Raw genomic sequence first — 22462 nt, forward strand, 5'->3', positions numbered from 1 at the left:
CTACGCGCGAGATGGCTTGGCCGCCGCTCGAGCAGGCTCAGCCCCATATTGCCCAGGCGGCGTGGTCTCGATTGCGCCAGTCGCGGCCGGGGTTTTATCGGCCGTGGCGCCGTTGAACCTATCGTGCCGGGACATGATCGGCTCGCCAACCGAAATACTAGGATTGGCGCTGCGAAACAACTCCCGGGCTTCGGTCGAGCCGATCTGGATCAGCTCAAGACCTCGGCGGTTGGTATTAACCGCTGTTCTGCAGAAGTTGAACTGGACTGCCGCTCCCGCAATCTGGCCCGCGGCGGGACGAATGTCCCCGTGGTCTGTCATGTCGAACATCCTTCGTTGGTGGGAAATCTCCTTGTCCCACGGCGTCAGCGTGGGGCATTGGGTTTTGATGACGTCAGCCGCGCCCTTGTGAGCGGGGCGGCATCCCCGAGAACCGCAAGACGCCGGAACTCGCTTGGCACCATTCGGATGGGCCTAGCCGCGCTCGGCGCCGATCATCGCGCCCATCCGCGCGTCGATGAAGTGGACGCCTTCGCACGCTGCGCAGGTTATTGTGTGCAGTCATCGGCACGCGGCTCGGATACGTCCGGCGGCAGTCCTTGAACTCGGTCGCCGGTATCTGGACATGAAAAGATGATGGGGCGCCAAGTCTTTCTGTCTGCCATGTGTGTGACCTTGGACGGGAAGCTCACTTCTATCAGTAGGCAGTCGCCTCAGTATTGATACAGGTCAAAAAGGGCTGATGCGCATCCAGAATGGCCGAGCTCGAGCGGCTACTGCGAGCCGCACAGGCCGCGTTGGCAGACGACATATCCGAAGTCGGGCGATCCGCCAGGGACTCGCGTTGGTCCGCAACACGCCAGCGTGTAGCGGGGTTGATTTGAGGCGCACCGCTCGCGAATGGGCCGCGACGGCATTTGTCCTCAATGCTGAGATAGCCGGCAAGCAGATGGTCAATTGATCGCTCGCCTCGCATTATCGGTGGCCTTGCCGGGCAGATCCCGGCCATAGGCTTTGGAGCTGAACTCCTGAACCCCGGGCTCATCGAAACTTTGGCTGCGACAAGCGTGACCATCGGCTTTGCTGTCGCGGCCGCAGGGGCGGTTCGGCTCATTGGCCCACGATCACGTGCGTGTAGGTCTCGCCATCGATAGCCCCGGCCGCCGGCGCGCGTCAGAAATGGCTCTGCCCGGTGATTGGCGCAATGACTTGGTGTTTGCGGCAATGCCTCGTGAGACTATCAAGTATCGCGTGTAAAGTTCGCGGCCTCTCGAGTCTCCATATTGCCAGCGGTTGAGTATTGGATAGATAGAGATCAGCAGCCGACATCTCGGGCGTGACGGCGCATGTGGCTCTCAATCGTCTCTTCAGACATTCCTCGATTCATCGGCTTCTCAATTTTGTCAGTGGAGGCACGAGCAGACCGGAAGGCGTTATCCCTCGGCTCAAATCAGAGTACGATCCGCCAAGCTAGACAAATAGAGGTCGCGTGGTCTGCGGGACAACAGGAGCGCTCGAGCCGCGCTGCCAAAGTTTCGACCTCATCTCGATGGAGGAGCGGACAACCTCTTGGGGATGCTGCTTGAGGCAGATCAAATACTCTTGCGGCGCGAATGGCAGAATGGTGGATAAGCAAACCCACAAGAAGATGATGCCATGCCTTCATTTAATGTTCGTTTCATCAAGATCGTTTGTGACGATACCGGGCACGAACATCGTGCCTGTCAGGCAGCGTTCAAGGTAGATGCCGCCTCGCTGAGTGCTGCTGCACAGCAGGCGGAGAGCGATTTCTGCAAGCAAAAGAGTGTCCGCGATTGGACCGTCTTCGCCGATGTGATAGAGCTTCGAACCCCGCCTGCATTGCCGCCGGCATGGGCTGGTTAGCTTGAATTTGGCGGGGAAAGTCTGCGCATTGGATTGTGGATCAATCTGTAATCTAAGCGTGATCCCGGACAAGGTCGCGTCGACGGTCGATTCGAGAACAACTGGTGATGCTGGCGTCAAATCGGCGAGCGCCCTGTTGTCTCACGACACCTAGCGGACCTCGCTGGAGGGTTTGCCGCCTGCCGCTCAACTGGCTCTGCAGCGCTACGTCAAGCGTCGTGCCGGCAGGGCCATCCGGATCGAAGGATCCGCTCCCACAAATCGGTCTTGTTTGATTCATGAAGAACAAGTCTGCCTCTGGCAGCCATGGCTGTTTCAAAGGGTATGCGTGGTTGGCCAATCTGCGCACATCAATGCCCTTGACGGTTAAGGCATCTGCTCAGTCGGTTGCACGCGAGCCTGTCCCGGACATCCGAACCTGGCCTACTTGAGCCCACAGCACATCGATGAGATCGCACGTGATCCTAATCTGTCGGCATCTGCCTTTCAGCCATGGCGCAAAGAGCGCGCTCTCCTGAACATTTAAACAAGCGCCTCGCAGTTGCCGGTTTTTCCGAGAATGCGCTTGTTGCCGCAACGGAGACGTATTGCGCGATCTGCAGCGAGTGAGCGGCCTATGTCAGACCAAAGTCCGCTGCGCTGCCTACCTCGAGAGGCAAAACCATGCAAATCCGCTCAAAGACTGCCCGAATGAGTCTGCGCGCTCGGTCGTGAGATATCCGCCCGCTACGCTTTCGCGATTGATTGCGCTCAACAGTTCCTCGCCGAAGATCTTGACTCCTGAGCATGCCCCATTCAAAGAAGGCCGACACAGGACAAGCCTCATTGCCGCCTCGAAATCCACGACATGGGTGAAGCAGTCCTTATGTCTGTACTCGCTGTTTTCTGCCTACGTTTTCCTCTTTGCCGCATGGGAACACGATGCGGCTTTACCTTCTGCGTATTGCTCGCCTTCGCCGCCAGCCTGGCCGCCGGCAGCATCGTGCCCGCGACGGTCCTCACGTACAAGAAACAGCAGCACCCGAGTACGATCTGATCGCGCAGTCAGTGATAAACTCAGAACAAAAGAAGTTTGCCGCGCTAGACAATGCTCAATCAAATCCGTCCGAGCGGCAAAAGTCCGTCGCATCACAGATCGGGCCTCTGTCTACTGAAGGACAATTCAGTTCACCGGCTCGTTATCGGTCCCACGGTTGCCTGCAAGGCTTATTGCCTTATCGAGAACGACGCCTGGATAAGGGGATCTGTTAGCGACAATAAGGCGTGCGAAAGCTCCTGTATTCTCGGCAATGCGGAGCACGTGAGGAGAAGCGAGATTGCGCCATGCACGCTCAAGTGCGGGCGGAATCCGGAGAAAATTCGCGTAGAGTCTTAAAGCGCAACTGTTGCTTCGATGTCACCAAATGTATGAACCGGCGATCTACGCTCGTGTCAAACGAGGAACGACATGTTCGATATTTATGTGAACGGAAGACGCGATCTTTTGGTCGTTCCGCGAGGGTTTGCGATCCCTGCGGGCTTGGCCGGCAGTTGGAAGCGAAAGAAGCGGGCGATACGTTCAGTGAGCGATGTCATTCGCCAAGATGTGCAACAGCGCGGTTACCACCGACGTAGTTTGATCTCAAATCGGTCGAACACGGCAGTCGAGACCTCGCACACGCGTAGCCAACGCAGCTATCTCCGCTGACCAATTCTTCAAAACACTCTGGGCAGGATGTCGCCGATGCCGTCGAGAACCTTGCTTACCGCGTCGACGGCTGGCGGGTATCCTGCTTCATTAGGCTTATGGCGCAAGGTTTCTTTTGAAAAGCCGCGCACGGCGGTGCGGCTTCCCTCAGGATAAGTATTATGGAGCTTTTCCTCGACTCGATGGCGTGCGCGCGTGAGTTTTCAGCTGTCCATACTGAAGATACTTGCCGGCCAGCCGCACGGACGGGCGAGCATCGAAGTCGTTAAACAGCATTTGGCCATCTATTACAGCAGCGGCCCAGAGTGGCCGGCGCGTATGAAGCGCATCGCGAGCCGCGCGCCTCAACTCGATATTTTTGGCCAAAGGCTGATCGAGCGAGAGGCCGGGTGCTGGATTATCACCGACGAGGGAAGGAATACTCTTGAAAGGCTCGAACTGCTAGATCTGGGTGCTATGCAGGGTCAGGTTAAGCGGGAGATCGCGCAAGAGCCCGAAGATGAGTAGCCGCCCCTGGTGTGTTCGCAGCTACGAACGAGCGCGCGCAGAGAGCGCTCCCCTGCAAGCGATTGAGGCCCGCGCAAGGGTTATCGGCGTGACGGCTTGCCGCTCAATCCCTTGCTGATGGCCACGTACGCCGATTAGATTGCGCAAGTTCAGTTTGGACATAATGCAGTGGCTATTGGTACTGTGAAGTGGTTCAAGGCGACCAAGGGATATATGGCTTCATCCAACCTAAGGAATGGAGGAGCTGATGTCTTCGTGCACTCCGACGCGTTGAGCCGAGCCCGGACGACCGACACGAAGACGTGACCGATCTAGTATTCGCGCCCCCCAAGGGAGCTCTGGCGTTTAGATAACGAGCGCGCTGATCGTCTTAAGGTGACCATAGCAAGAGATCGCCCCGATGTCTCACAGGGCCTCGATGTTTGATCGCTCTAGGCTAATACAAATCGCGAACCTCCCGGAGATGCAGCTGTTCGGGTTCATCGCGATTGGCTTGCTCATTCCAGAACATGTTGGTCTACGTGCTTAGCTTCGAATAGAAAGGCGTCGATTGGCGCTGCATTCAATTATAACGAAGCCTCTCAACACAGCTTCTGTACGAAGTTCACAATTCCACAGCTGCACTAGTCCAGACGCCTTGTCTTCCGAAAGCATGACCGAGCTAATACCCGGGGCGAGTTCCGATGACTGTCCATTTTTTACGGTCGTCGCTGCGAAAAAACTATGTTACAAGCGCTCTTCTCAGAAGGAGCATTCATCGTGAAAAAAGCAACCAAGAAACGCGTTAAGCGGCGCGAGTGGACGAAGGCAGATATCAAAGAGCTCAAAGCCCATTCGAAGGCTCGGACCCCAGTCATTAAAATAGCAAAAATGACCAAACGCAGCGCGGGCGCGCTACGCCAGAAGGCCTTGAATCTCGGAATAGGACTCGGACATCAGCGGTAACTTTAAACAACGCTGCCTAATGGCGAGGTAGGGCGGCTCGCGGGCCGCCCTCTTTGGTGATAGAAACTTTGTCGCACATTAGCTTTGCCGATCCGCGCTGAGAGAGTTTTTCACGCACGTGCTGGATGGCCTTCAATGTCGCGGAACGGGCCTCAACGCCTCCTTATTTTTGATCAAGTTTTTTGGAAGGCGGTTTCGACGGCCGCTTGCGATGTATGATCGCGATTGAATACATAGTCTTAGCCATAGGCTTGTCTCGAAGATAAAACCCCGAAACGCTCGGTCCCGGAACGCATGCGATGGGGCCAAGATGCCCAGTCCTAGGCGCGTAAGCTTTCGAGAAGCTAGCCAGTCTTAAACGAACTCCCGTAGGGGCCGAATCTAGCATCCGTTCGGCGAGCAGCTTCTTCAGCTTCGGCGAGGCAGTCTTAGCCGCGCTGGGCCGAACTCATCGGCTGGTCGCTTTAGCCAAATGGAAACAAACTCGCGAATGGGGCATCCCCGAAGCTCATGCCCGGCTAAAGTTTGGGCGTAAGCCGATCTCGCCGAGCCTGTTGGCTAGCTCGAGCTCCGAGGCGATATGGCGCGCTCAGCAGCAATTGAAAAAGCGCTCTGTTAGCTTGATAGATGGCGGCGGAGCGGTTACGTCCTGAACCCGTCATCATCTGCGCGCCGTCGGCGTTGTGAACGGACCACAACCACCTTCGACCGCGCTGCTTCAAGACATATTCGAAGGATGGGAGACGCATGGTTAGCGAGCTCCATTTCTGACAGTCGTGCGTTTGGTCTTCTGAATGCCAGAGCGGGCCCTTTCCAGGCGATGCCTCATTGTAGCAGCCTTGGCAATAAACTCGCTTGATCGGTCAACGCCGCTTTCGTCAAAAGTGAGCTCATCCTGCGCTGCCTGTCGTGGCGCCAAAGTCGCGAGATGCTTGCGCGTTTTGGCCGTCAGCAACATCTGCGGGACCCGGGCATCGTTTGCGGAGGACTTATGCCGCAGCAAACCGTTTTTCTCTAGCAGCTTTGAGTGGGTCGTCACGAAGGAAGGGTCGACGTGCATCAATCGTGACACCAGATTGACCGGTACACCCTTTTCTCTGCCCAAGTAGGTCACCGCCATCAGGATCGTCCACCGTCGCCCAGTGATGCCCAGCACAATGGCAGGAAATCTGGCAAGTTCTTCGAGACACGCATGGATTGATCTGCTTCCCACGTGAACGGCCGGACAATCTCGTCTCCGTCAGTATAGATGCAGCCAAGCGCGCTTGCTGGATCAGGTAAATCCGGCGGCATCTTAAGCCAGTTTCCGTCCTTTACAACCGTCCTTAGCGCCGATTAGGGGAGCGGCAGTGCTGCAAGAGCACGTAAATCAAACAGTTGGTATAGTTCGGACGGAAGGGCTTGCGAACAACAGGCTGGCCGCAGCTATGGCTCAGTGTCTTGACGGACCAACGGCAGCATTCACGGCAAAGTTGCGTCAGGATCGATACGCGCTGACAAGATAGCTGCGCCCCGCCAAGTGAGATGTCCGCGATGTGGTCTGCTTCTTTGCCGCGCTCGCTGAGCTGTCCGCTAATTATATGCCGAACATCAGCGAGGTGCATGTCGCATTGACGGCTTCAATGCCCCAGCAACGGGCAGCTTATGACGACACGTAATAACCTTCCATGTACCGCGGGCGGCCTTCGGCAAACGTTCGTATAGTTCTTCCCAACCTTCCCATATCGCGATCAACCTTCGTGCAATTGAGCTGGCGCTTGACTTCGTTTCAACTGTCGAGCAATCGAGGAGGCAATTGCAGTTATGCTTCCGTGATCCCGCCCGATCGATCGAACTGAACGGATCTCAAGTCATGAGTGGCAGACAAAATTCTTGTCGTTTTGACGGTTTGTACGCATGCGGTTGCCCATGTGGTCGCGCGGCTGGCTTTTTTTCGCTCAATCGAGCGAGCGCCGACACGGTTTGCTTTTCAAGCACGAGGGTCTGAACGATGAGCGGACGTTTTGGCCATTCGCCTGCGGTGTGCTTTCTCCTCGGTCTTCCGCGATCCGGGACGACACTCCTGGCGCACTTGCTCCAGCACCATCCAGACATCGTGGCTCCGCCTGAACCCTGGTTGATGTTGGCGCTTGAAGCATTTGGCAGGGTGGATCAGCGTCACCCGGCGGGCAGCTCACTGATCAAGGCCGCGACCTCCGAATTCCTGGGGCGGATAGATCGCACGATCGTCAGTCGCGCTTTTGCCGATGCAGCATACGATCAGTATCTGGCAGAAGCGGGCAAGCGCATCATCATAGACAAGACACCACGCTATTGGACGGTGCTCGAGTTTCTTGAATCTGTCTATCCAGAAGCGCCACACATCCTTCTGATGCGCAATCCCTATGCCATCGCCGCTTCACTGAAATCGACGTGGGGCATCCCACTGCGGACAGAAAGCTCGCATTCGGTTAGCGTGTCCAGTCTCGCCGATCTCATGCTCCGTCTGCCCGACGGCATCATAACTTCACTCGCCGATTTGGTTCTGGGCCTTCCCAAGCTCGCCGCGCACCGCACTCGCCCGCATACACAGTTCGTGCAATACGAACTGCTCGTGGCGCATCCGGACGAGGAAGTCCGGCGTCTGTTGACGGGGCTCGGCTGTGATCCAGCGGCCGTCGCATCGGCTGGGATGAGACAAGCAGATTATCTTCGATCCAGCAGCTTTGGGGATCGAAAAATCCTGGAACGAAACGCCGTCGACGAGAGCTCTGTCAAGTCATGGCAATCTCAATTGAGCGTCGAAGAGATGCAAACCGTGACTGATTTGGTCGGCGCTGAGCTTTTGCTAGAACTCGGATATGAGCAGGAACTGCTGCGTGCACAGAAAGCCGGAGTGCTGGATAGGGGAGGTGAGGTAACCGAACTCTATCGTCGGATATTCCGAACCTGGTGGGATTTGCGAAGTACCAAGGCCGGAGGATTATCCGGCCCCTCTCACGCTGGGGAGCCGGTCCACACTGCTTGGAACGTTTCGGAGAACCGCGACGCGGCTATCGAGATGTTGCGAGGCGAGGTCGCGCGGCTTGAGCAGATCCTCAATATCTCCTAGGGCGATCTGAATGCTTGCGATCAAAACACGCTGGTTGATTTAGCCAAAATCCTTAACCCGCACGAGCTGATCTCCCGATCAGGTGTGACGCAGGCGCCGGCCGCACCAGCGGCGGAATGCGATATGCTGCCGCGTCTGCAAGTCTGCTGTCCAATGGGGCTTGACCTCATGGACGAGCCTGCCTCTTGGCCGGCCGTTTCGGCCGCGGATATTCCCCACTCTGGGCTGGAGCCATAGAACGGCGAAGAATAGAGATCCTGCATCGAAGAGAAGATATATGCTGCCGAAACATCTGCGCCGTCTCGAAGCTGAATCGATTGAAATCATGCGTGATGTGGTCGCCGAGTTCAAAAGGCCGGTCATGCTTTACTCGATCGGAAAAGACTCAAGCGTGATGCTGCACATTGCGATCAAGGCGTTCTATCCGGCAAAATTGCCTTTCCCCCTGCTTCACGTCGACACGACCTGGAAGTTCCGCGAGATGATCAGCTTTCGAGACGCGACAGCCAAGCGGCTCGGCCTCGACCTGATCGTCCATATCAACAAGGAGGGCATCACGCGCGGGATCAATCCGATCGATTCCGGCTCCGCGCTCCATACCCAGGTGATGAAGACAGACGCGCTGAAGCAGGCGCTCGACCTCCACGGATTTGATGCCGCCTTTGGCGGAGCCCGGCGCGATGAGGAAAAGAGTCGCGCAAAAGAACGAATACTCTCCTTCCGTTCGGCCGGACACGTATGGGACCCCCGTAACCAGCGGCCGGAGCTTTGGAGCCTATTCAACACACGGATCCGCCAGGGCGAAACCATGCGCGTGTTTGCGATGTCAAACTGGACCGAGCTCGATGTGTGGGAATACATCATGCTCGAGAAGATTCCGGTCGTTCCGCTCTACTTGGCGAAACAAAGACCGACAGTGCGTCGAAATGGTGCGACGATCATGATCGACGACAAGCGATTGCCGCTTAACTGCGACGAGACGCCGGAAATGCGGATGATTCGCTTTCGCACGCTTGGATGTTATCCTTTGAGCGGAGCTATTGAATCCGATGCGACGACGATCGAAGACATCGTCGCGGAAATGCAGACTGCGACATTGTCGGAGCGCCAGGGACGGTTAATTGATACCGATGAAGCCGCTTCAATGGAGAAGAAGAAGCGGGAAGGCTACTTTTGATGTTTGCTAAACCGACTACGGAACTGGTCCCGGCCAGGACAAAGGATCAGCTGCGATTCATCACATGTGGCTCGGTGGACGACGGCAAATCCACGCTGATCGGCCGATTACTGCACGACAGCAAGATGATCTACCACGATCAGCTCACGGTGCTGGAACGCGACAGCATCAAGCATGGTAGCACCGGGAATGACATCGATTTCGCGCTGCTCGTGGACGGGCTGGAGGCCGAACGGGAGCAGGGCATCACGATCGACGTCGCCTACCGCTTCTTCACGACGCCGCGGCGCTCCTTCATGGTGGCCGACACGCCCGGTCACGAGCAGTATACCCGCAATATGGCTACCGGCGCCTCGCATGCTCAGCTCGCCATCATCCTGATCGATGCCCGCAAAGGCGTGATGGTTCAGACCCGCCGCCACTCCTTTATCTGTTCGCTGCTCGGTATTCGTCATGTCGTGCTGGCAGTGAACAAGATCGATCTTGTCGCATACAACAAAGAGTGCTTCGATCGGATCGCCCGTGACTATCTGGCCTTTGCCGCCGGTCTCGGCTTCACCTCGATCGTTCCGATCCCGATCTCGGCCCGCTACGGCGACAACGTTGTGGACCGCTCCGCTCATGCCAACTGGTATCATGGTCCTTGCCTGCTCGAGCATTTGGAGAGCATTGACATCCCGTCCGGCACCGCAGGCCAGGCTTTCCGCTTTCCGGTCCAATGGGTGAATCGCCCAAACCTGGATTTTCGGGGCTATGCAGGGACGGTGGCTTCCGGGAGGATCTCGGCAGGAGACGAGATCGTTGTCGCCGCGTCGGGACGGACCACGCGCATCAAGCGGATCGTGACCCACGATGGCGACCTTGTCGGCGCCGAAGCCGGCGATGCGGTTACGATTACACTGGAAGATGAAATCGATATCGGCCGTGGCGACGTTCTGTCGCGACCGGACGACCGACCGAAGGTCGCCGACCAGTTCGCCGCTTATGTGATCTGGATGGACAAGGAGCCGCTCGCTCCCGGACGCAATTACGTCCTGCGGATTGGATCGCAGACGATTACCGGCGGCATTACCGCAATTAGGCATCGGATCGACGTCAACACTTGTGAGCATCTGGCCGCCGGGATGCTTTCCCTCAACGAGATCGCCTTCTGCGATGTTGCGACCGCAATGCCCGCAGTATTCGATCCTTACGACCTCAATCGAAAGACCGGATCATTTATCTTCATCGATCGTTACACGAATCGTACGGTCGGGGCCGGCATGATCGCCTTTCCGCTACGGCGGGACACCAATATTGCTAGGCAAGCGCTATCCGTGGACAGGAGGGAGCGCGCCGCGCTCAAGAATCAGAAGCCTTGCGTCATCTGGTTCACTGGCCTGTCTGGCGCGGGAAAGACGACGATTGCCAACCTGGTTGATCAAAAGCTGTGTGGCATGTCGCGGCATACCATGCTGCTGGATGGCGACAACCTCCGGCACGGATTAAACGCGGACCTCGGCTTCTCGGAGACGGACCGCGTGGAGAACATTCGGCGCGTCGGTGAAGTTGCCAAGTTGATGGCGGACAGCGGCTTGATCGTGATCTGCTCGTTCATCTCGCCCTCTAGGGCCGAACGGGACAGGGTGCGCGGCCTGGTTGGCAAGGAAGAGTTCATAGAAGTCTTTGTCGATACGCCGATCGAGGAATGCGCTCGCCGAGACCCAAAAGGCCTGTATTCAAAAGTGAAATCCGGCAAGATCAAGAACTTCACCGGGATCGATTCGTGCTACGAAGCACCAACAACACCGGAGATTCATCTCAGGACCATGGAGCAGACCCTAGAGCATTCAGTGGAAGCGGTAGTGGATGTCTTGATGGCGCGCTCAATTCTTGATGGTTAGATGTCCCTCGCATCGCACCATCGATTCGCGCAATACCCTGCTGGCCCGGCGATTCGGCTCAGGCGGGCCTGCGATCGGTCTTTTCGCTCTAAAGGAACAAAATGGTCGCACCCGCTCCTCGACTGCCCGCTTCCGGTTACGTGCTCGAAGTGGATGGTCAGTTGAAGGCCGAGTACGCGAGCAGAGATGGAGCATGGGCGGGAGCCGAGGAGCTCAAGAAGCGCCGTCCCATGCTCCAGATCAGAATCTACGATGCGATGACAAAGGCCAGAGAGGAAGTCCGACTTCCGATAGGTTGAGTTTTTCGCTTAGCACTTCTTACTACGCGTGCGGCCAGCGACACACCGAGCTCCCATAAGGCCGAGCCACACAGCGTCTCGGCCGGCTTCGGTCTCTCGCGTAGTATGAGAGTGGGACCTCGGTTTTCCGAGCCTGGCCGCATCCGGCGAGCGGGCGCTTGCTTCAGTATATTGACCAATCCCGAACTTAGCGGTCGGCCACGACTCCCCCCTGTCGCAGCCATGCAAGCTTTCGGGACTTGCATCCTTTCGGCCCGCCCCTCGTCGGCGGACACGGCCTGCCTACGCCCCGCGCCTTCGCATTGAGAGACAAAGCGGCAGCGATCCTGCGCTGCGCTCGGACCTCCGCCGCGCTTCGGGCTCTGCTCCATTCCGCCTGCCGTCGTTGATCGCCATGAAGGCGGCGATGGGCGCGCCCGAAAAGGAAAGGGAGCTCATCCATGGCAAGCGACAAGGACAATCTCTTGATGATCTGCTCTGCTCAACCGTCAACCGTTCGACCGCGCGGTACACCGCGTCGAACACGAGCTCGCCAACAACGAGCAGGCGCTGCAGAGGAGCCAACGCGAGCAGAACGGCTCGGAGGTGCGATCCGTCCAACCAGAGCGTCTCACGGCCGAGGTACTGGCGCTCATTGAGTGCCGCGACGCGATGGAACTCCGGCTCACCTTGGGCCTCACGCGTTGGACCGACCGTCGACCAGGGCACGCTCACAAAGCCGATGATTGATCCGTAAGATGTTCTCGCCGCGAAGCGGCGTACAGAACCGAGAGATGCTACCAGCCTAGCGATTGCTCGCAGAGAGGACACGTGCCACTCATCTGGAGTCGACTCGACGTAGTCCTAGCAAAGCATGACGATATGTTCTGCTTCACGATGACTCGCCGAAAGGCGTCGAACTGGTCGTTGCTAAACGGCCAGCGATCCAAGGTCGCTCAATTGCCTTCAAGCCGGACGCGACCACAGCACGCCAAAGTCGCTCCATTCAAGCGCAACGACGTGATACCGGCAGTCATGTGCGACGAGGGCGTACAGTTTCACGGCACTAGCACAGGAGGATCTCGCCTGCGCGGTGGATAAGCTCGGTACCTCCGTTTGGGGGTTGGCGAGGAATCGTACGTGAACGGCAAGATTGGGCCATCACTTACCTGAAGGTAGCACGCTCCCAGGCGGAAGGCCGACGGTCCTGATGTCGAACTCTCAAATTAGTTATAGCTCGCTGTGAATCTCCGCACTCTGCTGTCTACGTCGGCTTGTCGCCGGCAGATGCGAGTACGGTCAGGAAAAAATCACGCGAGAAAATCCCCGGAGAGGGTTGAAACGCCCGTAACGTCAAGTTGTACGATCTCGAAATGGACAACGACAGTCATCGGCGTCCGAAACCCTCCAACGAGCGACGGAGTGCGAATGCATCAAGTCTCAAGCCCACGCATCAGACTCCCGCTGCCGACGACGATCATCAAGTGTGTCGTGGCTTGATCTGCATCCGGGCGCGATGACATCCGACTGCATCGTTTTCCTAACGCCAAGTTTGCCTGAATAGAGCAGGTTCACCGCGTAAGTCGGTCGCTCGACCTGCTGCTTCGTGACGCAAGAAGGCAGCCGCGCTCAAGCCTGCGCATGCGTGACGGCTGGATGAGAGCGCCCGTCGGCCCAATTGCGTTCGAGGGAGCGGTCGCAAAGCCAATTTCTGGGAGGTGTGAATGGTATCGGTGAGGAGCTTTGCGAAAGATCGCTGTGCATCTGCGATGAGATATGGAGGTTTGTCATGCGGCAGGCTTTTCGGACGCCGACCCGAGACGCGCCCGCGATCTATGGCGTTTGACCGAAGCTGTTGACCGAGGAAGTCGACGCTCGCCACAGGGCCTCCCTGGTGGGGTGGGCATACTCCAGATCCATTAACGAATAAAACTTGAGGAGGAATGGTTTGACAAGACAGCGCTCTTTGTTGACGCCCGGTCCATTGTCGTTATCGCTGGCGGTCAGGAGCCAGATGCAGCTTGATCTCGCATCGCGCGATGGTGAGTTCAAGGAAGTGACCGCCTGCATGAGGCGGCTGATGCTCAACTTGCTGGGAAATGCTGACGACTATTCGGTAGTGCCTATTCAGGGAGGCGGCTCTTTTGCAATGGAAGCCGCTCTCTCTTCATTTGTGTCCCGAGCCGCCAGGCCGCTCGTTTGCATAAACGGCATCTATGGCGAGCGCATTATACGAATTTTGCGGCTGTGGGGCGTCGAAGCACTGAAGCTTGTCAAGCGAGCGACAGATCCTTTGGATCCTCAAGAAATTGCCGAGCATCTGAGCCGAAATCCTGGCGTTACGCACCTATGTTTCGTGCATTGTGAGACGACAACCGGAATCGTCAATCCGCTGGACGCGATCGTAGAGGAGGCGAGGCGACGTGGCGTAAAGACCATCGTCGATGGGATGAGTTCTTTCGGCGCCCTTAATATCGATCTGAGCCAGCGTGGAGCTGACGTCCTGGTCACCTCGAGCAACAAGTGCATAGAAGGGCCCCCGGGAGTAGCGTTTGTCATCGCGTCTCGCGAGCTGCTGGAGAATGCGGTTCAAGAACCGAGGTCGTTTGTGCTCGACGTGCGAGATCAATGGCTCTCGCTCGAGCGCACCGGTGAGTGGCGATCGACCCCTCCCACCCACATCGTTCAGGCAACGACAAAGGCCTTGGAGATCCTGCACGAGGAGGGCATTGATGTCAGGCGCTGCAGGTATGAGAAGGTCAGGAACGATCTCGTCAAAGAACTCGAAGGACTGGTGTCTCCGCTGCTGTCCACGGAGTTGCAGTCGCCGGTCTGCGTTGCGTTCAGTGCGCCGTCCGGAATCGTGGACCAAGAAGGATTCGATGGGCTGTATCGCCACTTGGCGGCCCACAACCTTTACGTCTACTCGAAGCTGCATCTTCCGACGCGGAGTTTCCGCGTAGGTTGCATTGGTGAAATCCAATCCAGCTGGATCGAGCAGTTAGGCTGCGCTTTTCGTACATATTTCCGGTCCGGTCAGGCGCGGTCAGCGGCGCCGATGTCGGCCCAAGAGACATGCGGGGCTCGCGTAAGGATGCCGGCGCGAGCGGCTGGGGACCGGCAGCTGCCGTTTTCGGCCGAGACTGCTGTTCTGCATGCGGGCTATCGACGTGACGTAGCAACGAAAGCCGTCGCAGTGCCGATTTACCAGAACACAGCTTATGAACTCGATGGCGATCTAAACCACATTGCCGACGTCTACAACGTCAAGGCCGATGGGTTCACCTATACAAGGATCATCAATCCAACGACGCGCGCGCTGGAAAGGCGCTACGCCGCCGTCGATATGGGAAGGGACTCGCTCGCCGTTGCGTCAGGTCAAGCAGCGACGTTCCTTGCTATCGTCAACCTGTCAAGTGGCGAAGGGGGGGACAATGTGGTCGCCTCTCCGTATCTATATGGCAATACCTGGAACCTGCTCCACAACACCTTAAAGCGTCTTGGAATCAGCGTGCGGACGGCCGATCCTCGAAGGCCAGAGACGTTTGAACGGGCCATTGATGATCGCACGATATGCCTGTTCGGAGAGGTGATTTCGAATCCTTGTCTGATTCCGCTCCCCGTCAAACAGCTGGCCGAGATCGGCCGAAAGTACGGCGTGCCTTTGGTCGTGGACAATACGACGACGCCACTGGTATGCCGGCCGTCAGATCTCGGCGCTGCTATTACGACGTACTCCGCAACGAAATATATATGCGGCCACGGCACGACGCTCGGTGGACTGATCGTTGACAACGGCGAGTTTAGCTACCGGGGAGCCTCTCGCTTTCCTTTGTTCAACCGTCCCGACGATGCGCACGGCGGAATTGTTTGGCATAACGCGGTGCGCGATGTCGACGATCTTGGAAAGAGCGAGTTTCTCCTTAAGGCTCGCATGACCTGGTTGCGCGATACCGGCGCGGCCATCGCCCCGTTTGCGAGCTTTCAACTGATCCAAGGGCTTGAAACGCTGCCACTTCGCATGAAGCAGCACTGCGCGAATGCCAGGATCGTGGCCGACGTTCTCAAGGAGCATCCAAAAGTACGCCGTGTCTTCTACCCGGGGCTCTTTGAAGGCGCCGATCGGGAAACTGTCGAACAGACACTCAATGCTGCATACGGACACGGGGCAATGGTCATGTTCGAAGTGGAGGACGAACAAGCCGGGCGCAAGTTCATCCAGAACGTCGACTTGATGTATCACGTCTCGAATGTAGGTGATGCCCGCACGCTCGTGACCCATCCTGTCTCGACGACCCACACCACCGTCCCGCGGGAAAAGCGCGAAGCCGCCGGCATATTTGGCGGCTCGATCCGGCTTTGCGTCGGCATCGAAGATGTCAACGACATCCTGCGCGATCTGAACAAGGCGCTTTCCGCAATCTGACAACCTGCAAGGCGATCAGGAGGAGGTTCTCATGAATCAGGCAGACGCTTGGAAATTGAGGTCATCACGCTATGAGGCTGTTCAATTCAGCCGAGAAATCAATAGGCAGCTCTCCGAGCTGAGGCCCGACAACATAACGGGAGCGGCTTATATTGCCAAGGATTACGCTGTCATCACAGCATGCACGCTCGCGACTGTGTCGGTCTCATGGTGGCTCTACCCGCTGGCGGTCCTTCTGATTGGTGCCTATCAGCGCGGATTGACAACCATCGCTCATGATGCGGCTCACCGCACGCTCGCGAAGAACACGACCTGGAACTACGTCCTTGGCATTCTGTTTGCGTCCTATCCCTTGTTCCAGCGCCACTGGGCCTACCGGATCTCGCACGTCTATTTGCATCATCCCTATCTCGGAGATCCGGACAAGGATCCCGACCTGAAGTTCTTCCTGGCCAGCGGCGTTTACGACGTGCAGCCTCCGGAGCGGTACGCTTTCAACATGATCTGGAAGCCGATCTTCGGCGGCGCGACAGTGGCGTATCTGAAGTATCTTTGGTCCAATCGGTTTTCGATCACAGATACCGAGGATCAAAGCCGCTCAGGCATACTCATCGACAAGTATGGCTTCTATCTCTTCTGGATCAGCATCCTGGCCGGCTCATATACTATTGGGCTGCTTCATATCGTCGTCCTGTTTTGGATCGTGCCCTATCTCACCACGTTTCAGGTCCTCGGCTGGTTTATCGAGCTGGCCGAGCACTCACCTATGTGCGAAACCGAGACGCAGAACGTCTATCTCACCAGGAATCGGAAAGGAAATTTCCTCGAGCGAGCCATCCTCGGGCAGAATCTGGATGAGTACCACCTTGAGCATCACCTTTCGCCGGGTATCCCGTTTTGGCTGTTGCGCAAAGCTCAGAAAATCCGAATGCAGGATCCGAACTATGCGAAGGTTGCCGCGACCTGGGGCGGGCTCTTTGTCAAGGGACCTCAAGGTCAACCTAGCGTCATAGCTCAGTTGAAGGAGCGAAATCGACGCTTGTATGAGCAGTCCGTTGCCGAGGTTCGCACGCGAGAGCAGGTCGCGTGACGTTGCTACGGCCAGAGAGCACCCGAGCCGTGGTCGGCGTCACATCGAACCGTCTTCTGATCGATGGTGTGCATCGCGATTGGTTGCGGCGCAAGTACTTGCAGGCACTCCATCGTCATGCGGGAGTGGCTTGCGTCATATTGCCGACGGTCGACGCCGAAGATGCGAGGGAGGAGGTCGCCCCGGCGATCATGCGCCGGCTCGACGGCTTGGTATTGACAGGTGATGAATCGAACATCGACCCCGCCGTCCTGAGAGCGCCTGCGTCCTTGACGGAGGCTGATCGGCAGGACGTTGAGGTTGGGATCCTTGACCGTCCGCGGGACAGGCTCTCTGCCGTAACTATAGAGAGCGCCATCGCGCTCGGAATGCCTATTCTGGGCATCTGCCGTGGGCTTCAGGAACTCAACGTCTATTTCGGCGGCACACTCCGCCCATCGCTTGCGGAGTGGAGGCCGGAAAGTGGCGCGATGCATGCCGAGAAGCCGGATCGTCCAAGAGACCGTCAGTACGACGCCGTGCACAGCGTCAGGATATCTTCTGATGGCGAGCTCTTCCCAATCGCGCGGACGATCGAAGCGCAAGTCAACTCGCTGCACAATCAAGGCATCGAGGCGCTTGCCCCGGCGCTGAGGCGGGAGGCGTGGGCGCCTGACGGCCTGGTTGAGGCGGCCTCGGTCATTGGCGCACCGACCCTGCAAATCGGCGTGCAATGGCACCCCGAATGGCACGTCTCAATCGATCTCCTCAGCAACCGACTGTTCAAGACATTTGGTGAGGCGTGTGTTGAGTACTGCCGAACCAAGAAGCGCTAGAGGCGGATTGTGACATTTCAAACCAAACGTGATCCGTGCACGTCGAAAGGAGAGTCCCTCGGAGCCGATGCACGGGCCTCGTCCTGCGAGGGCCGCGCGCCGCCGCGCGGGCATAGGAAGACTGGACGATTGACGAATCGCTTCGCTCTGGGAGTTTTCTTTGTGGTGCTTTATGTCGTCGTGAGCGCGGCAGGCGAGGTTTATGCGGCGTCGTATTTTCAGCAAGCGGATGTGTTCGTCGCGCTCCTGCTGTCCTTCGCTTTGGTTTGTCTGATGTTCAATCTCCTGGCTCGCCACGAGGGAGGCGAGGCAACGGTGGCGAAATGGTCGCTCCTGGTCTTCGTCGCGCTCAATATCGTGACAGCAATCAGTTGGATCGGCCTATTTATCGGACTGAAATACGCTGAACCTGCGATCGTCGTCGCCTTCATGGTGGCGCTGGGGCCCACCGCAACAGTGTGGTTAAACGCACTGATCAGGCGCCAGGGTGCCCCTCCAGCATCCGATATTGTCGTGAGCGTTACGATCGCAACAATCGGGAGTTACATGATTTGGATCTCGGCCAGCGGCAACGCAGGCGTGCAGTGGGGGGCTCGATCGTCCTTTGGCATCGTCTTGGCCATCGTGGCCGGCCTATCGCTGGCCCTTACAAATATACTTGTCAAACTGCTGTTCGACCGTGGGTTTTCTGGCCGACAAGTCCTGGCGCATCGCTTTTATGGAACGATTCTCTTGCTGCTGGGACTGGTCGACCGTTCATCTATCGTGCCTGAGATCTCGCAGCATTGGTTTGCGATCGCAACAATTGGGCTGTCGACGATCCTTGTTCCTTTGCTCTTGATCCAGCAGGGCATTCGCCGCGTAGAGCCCTTCACGGTCAACATGGTCCTGTCCACCGCCCCTGTCATCACCTTCCTGTTCCAGTACTTCGATTCTCGCATCGTGCCTTCGTCACATACGTTCATTGGAAATGCTCTCATTACGGCTGTCGCTGTCGGCAACATCTACTTGCAGTATCGGAGATCCGCATGAAAGAACGGAATTGTGTAATCGTAGACGCATACTCTACCGGCCGATACCTACCGGAAGAATTCAAGCGCTATGGAATTGGAACGGTGCATGTGATGTCGGCTGCACAGATTCCGCCCATATTCAAATCGCATTTCAATGCGGATCTGTATGATGAAGTCATTCGCCCCAACGAGCGCATGGGGTATGACGACATCGTTGAATATCATCTTCAGGCTCTCCATGGCCGGGAATTGGAGTTCGTTATCGCGGGCTGCGAGACCGGAGTTGAACTCGCCGATTCTTTGTCGGAGCGGCTGGGCTTACCATCAAATGGGACCGCGCTATCCGCTGCTCGGCGTGACAAAGCGCGATTGTCTTGCGCGCTCACCTCTGCAGGCGTGCGATCGATCAGACAAGTCGTGTCCGACAGTCCTGTAGAGATCGCGAGCTGGAAGCGCGAAGCGAAGTTCGATCAGATCGTGATCAAGCCTCTGAACAGTACGGGTACCGAGGATGTATTCTTTTGCTCGACAGATGCTGATATTCAGCGGGCTCTTGGCGCAATTGTCGGGAAGACGAACCGTGTCGGAGCATTGAATCGTTTTGCCCTTGGGCAAGAAAAAATAAATGGCCAGCAATACACGGTCAATGCCGTATCGATGGACGGGGAAGCCTTCGTTACGGAGGCCTGGACATATGACACGGTTCCAATTGAGGGGGCATCATCGGTCTGCTCACTTGAGAGATTGTTGGAGGGTAGCGAACCAATCGTTCAGGAACTGTCAGACTACTTGGAGCGTGGGTTGCGGGCACTACAGATCGTTGACGGACCGGCTCATGCTGAGATCATCGTCGATCATCGGGGACCGGTCCTGGTGGACTTCGGAGCGAGGCTTCAAGGGACCATGTCGGCAAAAGCACGAACTATGGCGTTGGGGCACAACCATATGACCCTGACGGCTTGGCGCTACGCAGATCCCAACGGCTTTGGTGAATATATGAGGCTGCGCGGGCCCTACAAGCGGCAGGCTCACGCACTGTGCGTCTCGCTGATCTCAGATATGGGCGGTGTCGTTGCCGGTTACCCGGGACTCGAAGCAATCCGCAAGCTCCCAAGCTTCGCGGATGCCATTGCATTCGTTCCGATTGGTCAAAAGCTAGTTCCCACGATCGACTTGGCGTCAACACCAGGCATCGTTTATCTCGTGAATAGCGACTTGACTCAGCTTGAGAGTGACTATCGCAAGTTGCGAGCAATGCGGATGGACCAGGTGTTCGATTTAGTGATGCAGGACCGCGACTAATGCCAACTGATCCCAGGTTGACCGGACCGAATCCATCCCGCGTGGCGATGGTCGGCGCAAGCGACTTCGATGGCGTTCTGCGAGGCAAACACGTCTTGGGTGAAGATCTCTCGGATGGAGATAAAGTTATCAAGTTCTCTGAAGCGGTGCTGGCGTGGGATTGTACGGACCGGGTCATTCCGGCCAGTTTCACGCAAAAGCCGCTATCAGCGTTCGGAGATGCTGACCTGCGTATTCTGTCAGGCACCGGCCGTTCGGTGTCTCATCTTGGCGATCAATATCTCTACCTCGCAGAGTTCACGGGCGCACATGAGGACATCTGCCCGCGCGGTATTCTGCGTAAGGTCCTGCGAAGGGCTGCTGAACACGGATACGACTGCACTGCCGGGTTCGAGTTTGAATTCATGCTGTTTAAGGAGAACGCAGAAACGATTGAAGAAAAGCCGTTCAGCGAGTGGGCTCCTTTAACTCGCGGCCCGTTCGGCTACTCGATTGCGCGCTCTGTCGCGCAACATGAGCTGTTTGATGAGATCTTGGCGCTTTGTGAGAAGGCTAGAATACCTCTCAGCGGACTGCACTTTGAAACGGGACCTGGCGTGGTCGAAGCGTCACTTCGTCATTGTGATGCGCTGGAAGCTGCCGATCGAGCAACCATATTCAAGTCGATGATAAAGGCCTGGGCGCAAACGCGAGGCATGATGGCTACATTTATGGCCAAGGTTTCCGAGGAATGGCCCGGCCAGTCCGGGCATATTCACATCTCGATGTCCTCGGATAGTCAGAATGCGTTTTACGACAGTGATGCGTTCGGCAACGTCTCGAAGCTTATGAGGAAATTCATCGCCGGACAACTAGAATACATGAATGAGTTCTGTGTGCTCGCTGCGCCGAACTTCAACAGCTACAAGAGATTGGTACCCGGCTGCTGGGCACCAATCTGTCCAAGCTGGGGAGTTGACAACCGCTCCTGCGCAATTCGCGCCATTCCGGGAGAGCCATCTGCCCATCGCCTGGAGTATAGGCTGCCTGGCGCAGACCTGAACCCATATCTCGCGCTCGCAAGTGCGATTGGTTCGGGAATATTGGGTGTCGAGACAGGTCCGGCACTGCCGGCTTCGATCGTCGGTGATGCAAGCGCGGAAATGTGTCGGCCGTCCGCGAGACTGCCTCAAAGCCTATCAGAGGCAACTTCTCGGTTTGCAGAGTCTGCGGCGGCAAGTGATGTCTTCGGAGAAAGGTTTGTTGAAGCGTTTTCTTGCTCGCGCCGTTGGGAGTGGGAAGCCGTTCAACATCGGGTCACCGACTTTGAACGTCGGAGATACTTCGAGATCATTTAGCTTGAGCTCTTCGACAGTTCTGAACTTCATTCCTCTGGCTTGCCGGCCACACTATTGCGGCTGCCTGTTCCGCTGATGTTGGACTTCATACAGAGCAAATGTGCGTTACTCGTTAAGTGAGGACCTCGGGAACGTTGAGGAGGTCTGCTGTTATCTGCTCTGTGGCAGCAACCGCGATTGCTCCGTTGGGATGCTAGACTATATCTAACGTCCGGTCCTTCTCGTAAGCTTTACATCGGCAAGCAGATGGTGGAGCTCAAGCATGCGCCCGGTTGGCAGCTATCCCTCGCAAGCCGTCGAGCGTGCGCGCGCTTGCCTAGGTTGGTCCCAAAGCGGCAAGACAAACGCTGCGGTCCGTCAGCCAGAAACTCACTCCGGCTGAAGTGAACGAGCTGAGTTCCTCGCCTCTTCATTGCCGACTTGGCTGGCCAGACCGGTAAGCGGACTGTAAGCGTAGCTCTGCGGCCCTTTTGATGATTGACGCTTGACATCTATTTGAGCCGCGTGCCGCAACGCCGCGGCTTCCAAATTTTGGACAATGCGCTGGCGCCGGCCTCGAGCATCCTCGGGGTGACGAGGTTGGGATCGAACTGTGCGGGCCCCAGAGGGGCATATTTTCATATTCCAGATGAGTAGGGTCGCCGCTGGCATCGAGGTATTCGGCATAGCCGGGCGCACCCCCGACGTCCTTGAGCAGGAGGGAAGTCCCTCTATCGTCGTGGTGTCGAACCATTTTTCGAGTTTGATCACTTGGTCTCAGCTGTCACCGAAGTCATAGAAATAATGGATCGTCTTCGCGCCGATCTCCTGAACGATATTGAAGAGCGGCCGCGTCACCTCCGGTTTCACATCCTTGAGAGGTCACCTTGGCCCGGACCGAGGTCGTGTTCAGGCCCATGCCGCCAGCCTCGGATCATGTGCATGCATCCTGTAGATCGACGCTCAAGCCGTCCAAGGCAGCCAGGAGATGCTGTCCATTGATTGGAAACCACCTTGACAGCGCTTTCGATACGGCAGGCGATGAGTT

Annotated in this window: 14 protein-coding genes and 1 pseudogene; 13 read left to right on the forward strand and 2 right to left on the reverse strand. The window is 57.0% G+C overall.

What is annotated here, in order from left to right; all coding sequences use genetic code 11:
- Positions 1–321 carry a hypothetical protein gene (locus ACVIIV_RS16680; RefSeq protein WP_456745122.1) on the reverse strand — a complete coding sequence of 107 codons (321 nt, stop codon included), beginning with the start codon at positions 319–321 and terminating at the stop codon, positions 1–3.
- 1335 nt (positions 322–1656) lie between these two features.
- Between ACVIIV_RS16680 and ACVIIV_RS16685 the strand changes: the two genes are divergently transcribed.
- The 4 genes and pseudogenes from ACVIIV_RS16685 to ACVIIV_RS16700 all read left to right on the forward strand — a co-directional run bounded on the left by ACVIIV_RS16685 (position 1657) and on the right by ACVIIV_RS16700 (position 5023).
- The gene (locus ACVIIV_RS16685; RefSeq protein WP_456745123.1) at positions 1657–1884 is read left to right on the forward strand and encodes a hypothetical protein; all 228 of its coding nucleotides are present in this window, start codon (positions 1657–1659) and stop codon (positions 1882–1884) included.
- A gap of 1882 nt (positions 1885–3766) precedes the next feature.
- Positions 3767–4078, forward strand: coding sequence for a hypothetical protein (locus ACVIIV_RS16690; RefSeq protein ID WP_456745124.1), 312 nt, complete (start codon positions 3767–3769; stop codon positions 4076–4078).
- A gap of 168 nt (positions 4079–4246) precedes the next feature.
- A pseudogene (locus tag ACVIIV_RS16695) lies at positions 4247–4360 on the forward strand (cold-shock protein); the annotation flags it as partial.
- Positions 4361–4837: 477 nt separating this feature from the next.
- On the forward strand, positions 4838–5023 hold the full coding sequence (locus ACVIIV_RS16700; RefSeq protein ID WP_456745125.1) for a hypothetical protein: 186 nt from the start codon (positions 4838–4840) through the stop codon (positions 5021–5023).
- 751 nt (positions 5024–5774) lie between these two features.
- Here ACVIIV_RS16700 and ACVIIV_RS16705 read toward each other — a convergent pair.
- The gene (locus ACVIIV_RS16705; protein WP_456745126.1) at positions 5775–6143 is read right to left on the reverse strand and encodes a hypothetical protein; all 369 of its coding nucleotides are present in this window, start codon (positions 6141–6143) and stop codon (positions 5775–5777) included.
- 870 nt (positions 6144–7013) lie between these two features.
- On the opposite strand from ACVIIV_RS16705, the gene noeE reads away from it, so the two are divergent.
- From noeE to ACVIIV_RS16750, 9 genes are all read left to right on the forward strand, one after another.
- Positions 7014–8114: a nodulation protein NoeE gene (gene noeE, locus ACVIIV_RS16710; protein ID WP_456745127.1), complete on the forward strand. Its 1101-nt coding sequence runs from the start codon at positions 7014–7016 to the stop codon at positions 8112–8114.
- Between the two features lie 220 nt (positions 8115–8334).
- Complete coding sequence (cysD, locus tag ACVIIV_RS16715) at positions 8335–9291, forward strand: sulfate adenylyltransferase subunit CysD (protein ID WP_456748749.1); 957 nt, start codon at positions 8335–8337, stop codon at positions 9289–9291.
- Positions 9291–11174: a sulfate adenylyltransferase subunit CysN gene (gene cysN / locus ACVIIV_RS16720; protein ID WP_456745128.1), complete on the forward strand. Its 1884-nt coding sequence runs from the start codon at positions 9291–9293 to the stop codon at positions 11172–11174. The genes cysD and cysN overlap by 1 nt, the downstream gene beginning before the upstream one ends.
- Positions 11175–13466: 2292 nt before the next feature.
- On the forward strand, positions 13467–15878 hold the full coding sequence (locus ACVIIV_RS16725) for a 2-aminoethylphosphonate--pyruvate transaminase (RefSeq protein ID WP_456745129.1): 2412 nt from the start codon (positions 13467–13469) through the stop codon (positions 15876–15878).
- A 31-nt stretch (positions 15879–15909) separates the two neighbouring features.
- Positions 15910–16968, forward strand: a complete 1059-nt coding sequence (rtxC, locus tag ACVIIV_RS16730) for a dhydrorhizobitoxine desaturase (RefSeq protein WP_456745130.1) — start codon at positions 15910–15912, stop codon at positions 16966–16968.
- A gap of 29 nt (positions 16969–16997) precedes the next feature.
- Entirely contained in the window at positions 16998–17783 is a 786-nt protein-coding gene (locus ACVIIV_RS16735; RefSeq protein ID WP_456745131.1) for a gamma-glutamyl-gamma-aminobutyrate hydrolase family protein, read from the forward strand.
- Positions 17784–17912: 129 nt separating this feature from the next.
- The gene (locus ACVIIV_RS16740) at positions 17913–18815 is read left to right on the forward strand and encodes an EamA family transporter (protein ID WP_456745132.1); all 903 of its coding nucleotides are present in this window, start codon (positions 17913–17915) and stop codon (positions 18813–18815) included.
- Positions 18812–20098, forward strand: coding sequence for an ATP-grasp domain-containing protein (locus ACVIIV_RS16745; RefSeq protein ID WP_456745133.1), 1287 nt, complete (start codon positions 18812–18814; stop codon positions 20096–20098). The genes ACVIIV_RS16740 and ACVIIV_RS16745 overlap by 4 nt, the downstream gene beginning before the upstream one ends.
- Positions 20099–20115: 17 nt before the next feature.
- Positions 20116–21435, forward strand: a complete 1320-nt coding sequence (locus tag ACVIIV_RS16750; protein WP_456745134.1) for a glutamine synthetase — start codon at positions 20116–20118, stop codon at positions 21433–21435.
- The last annotated feature ends 1027 nt before the right edge of the window (positions 21436–22462 follow it).

The sequence above is a fragment of the Bradyrhizobium sp. USDA 4354 genome, from assembly GCF_054060315.1.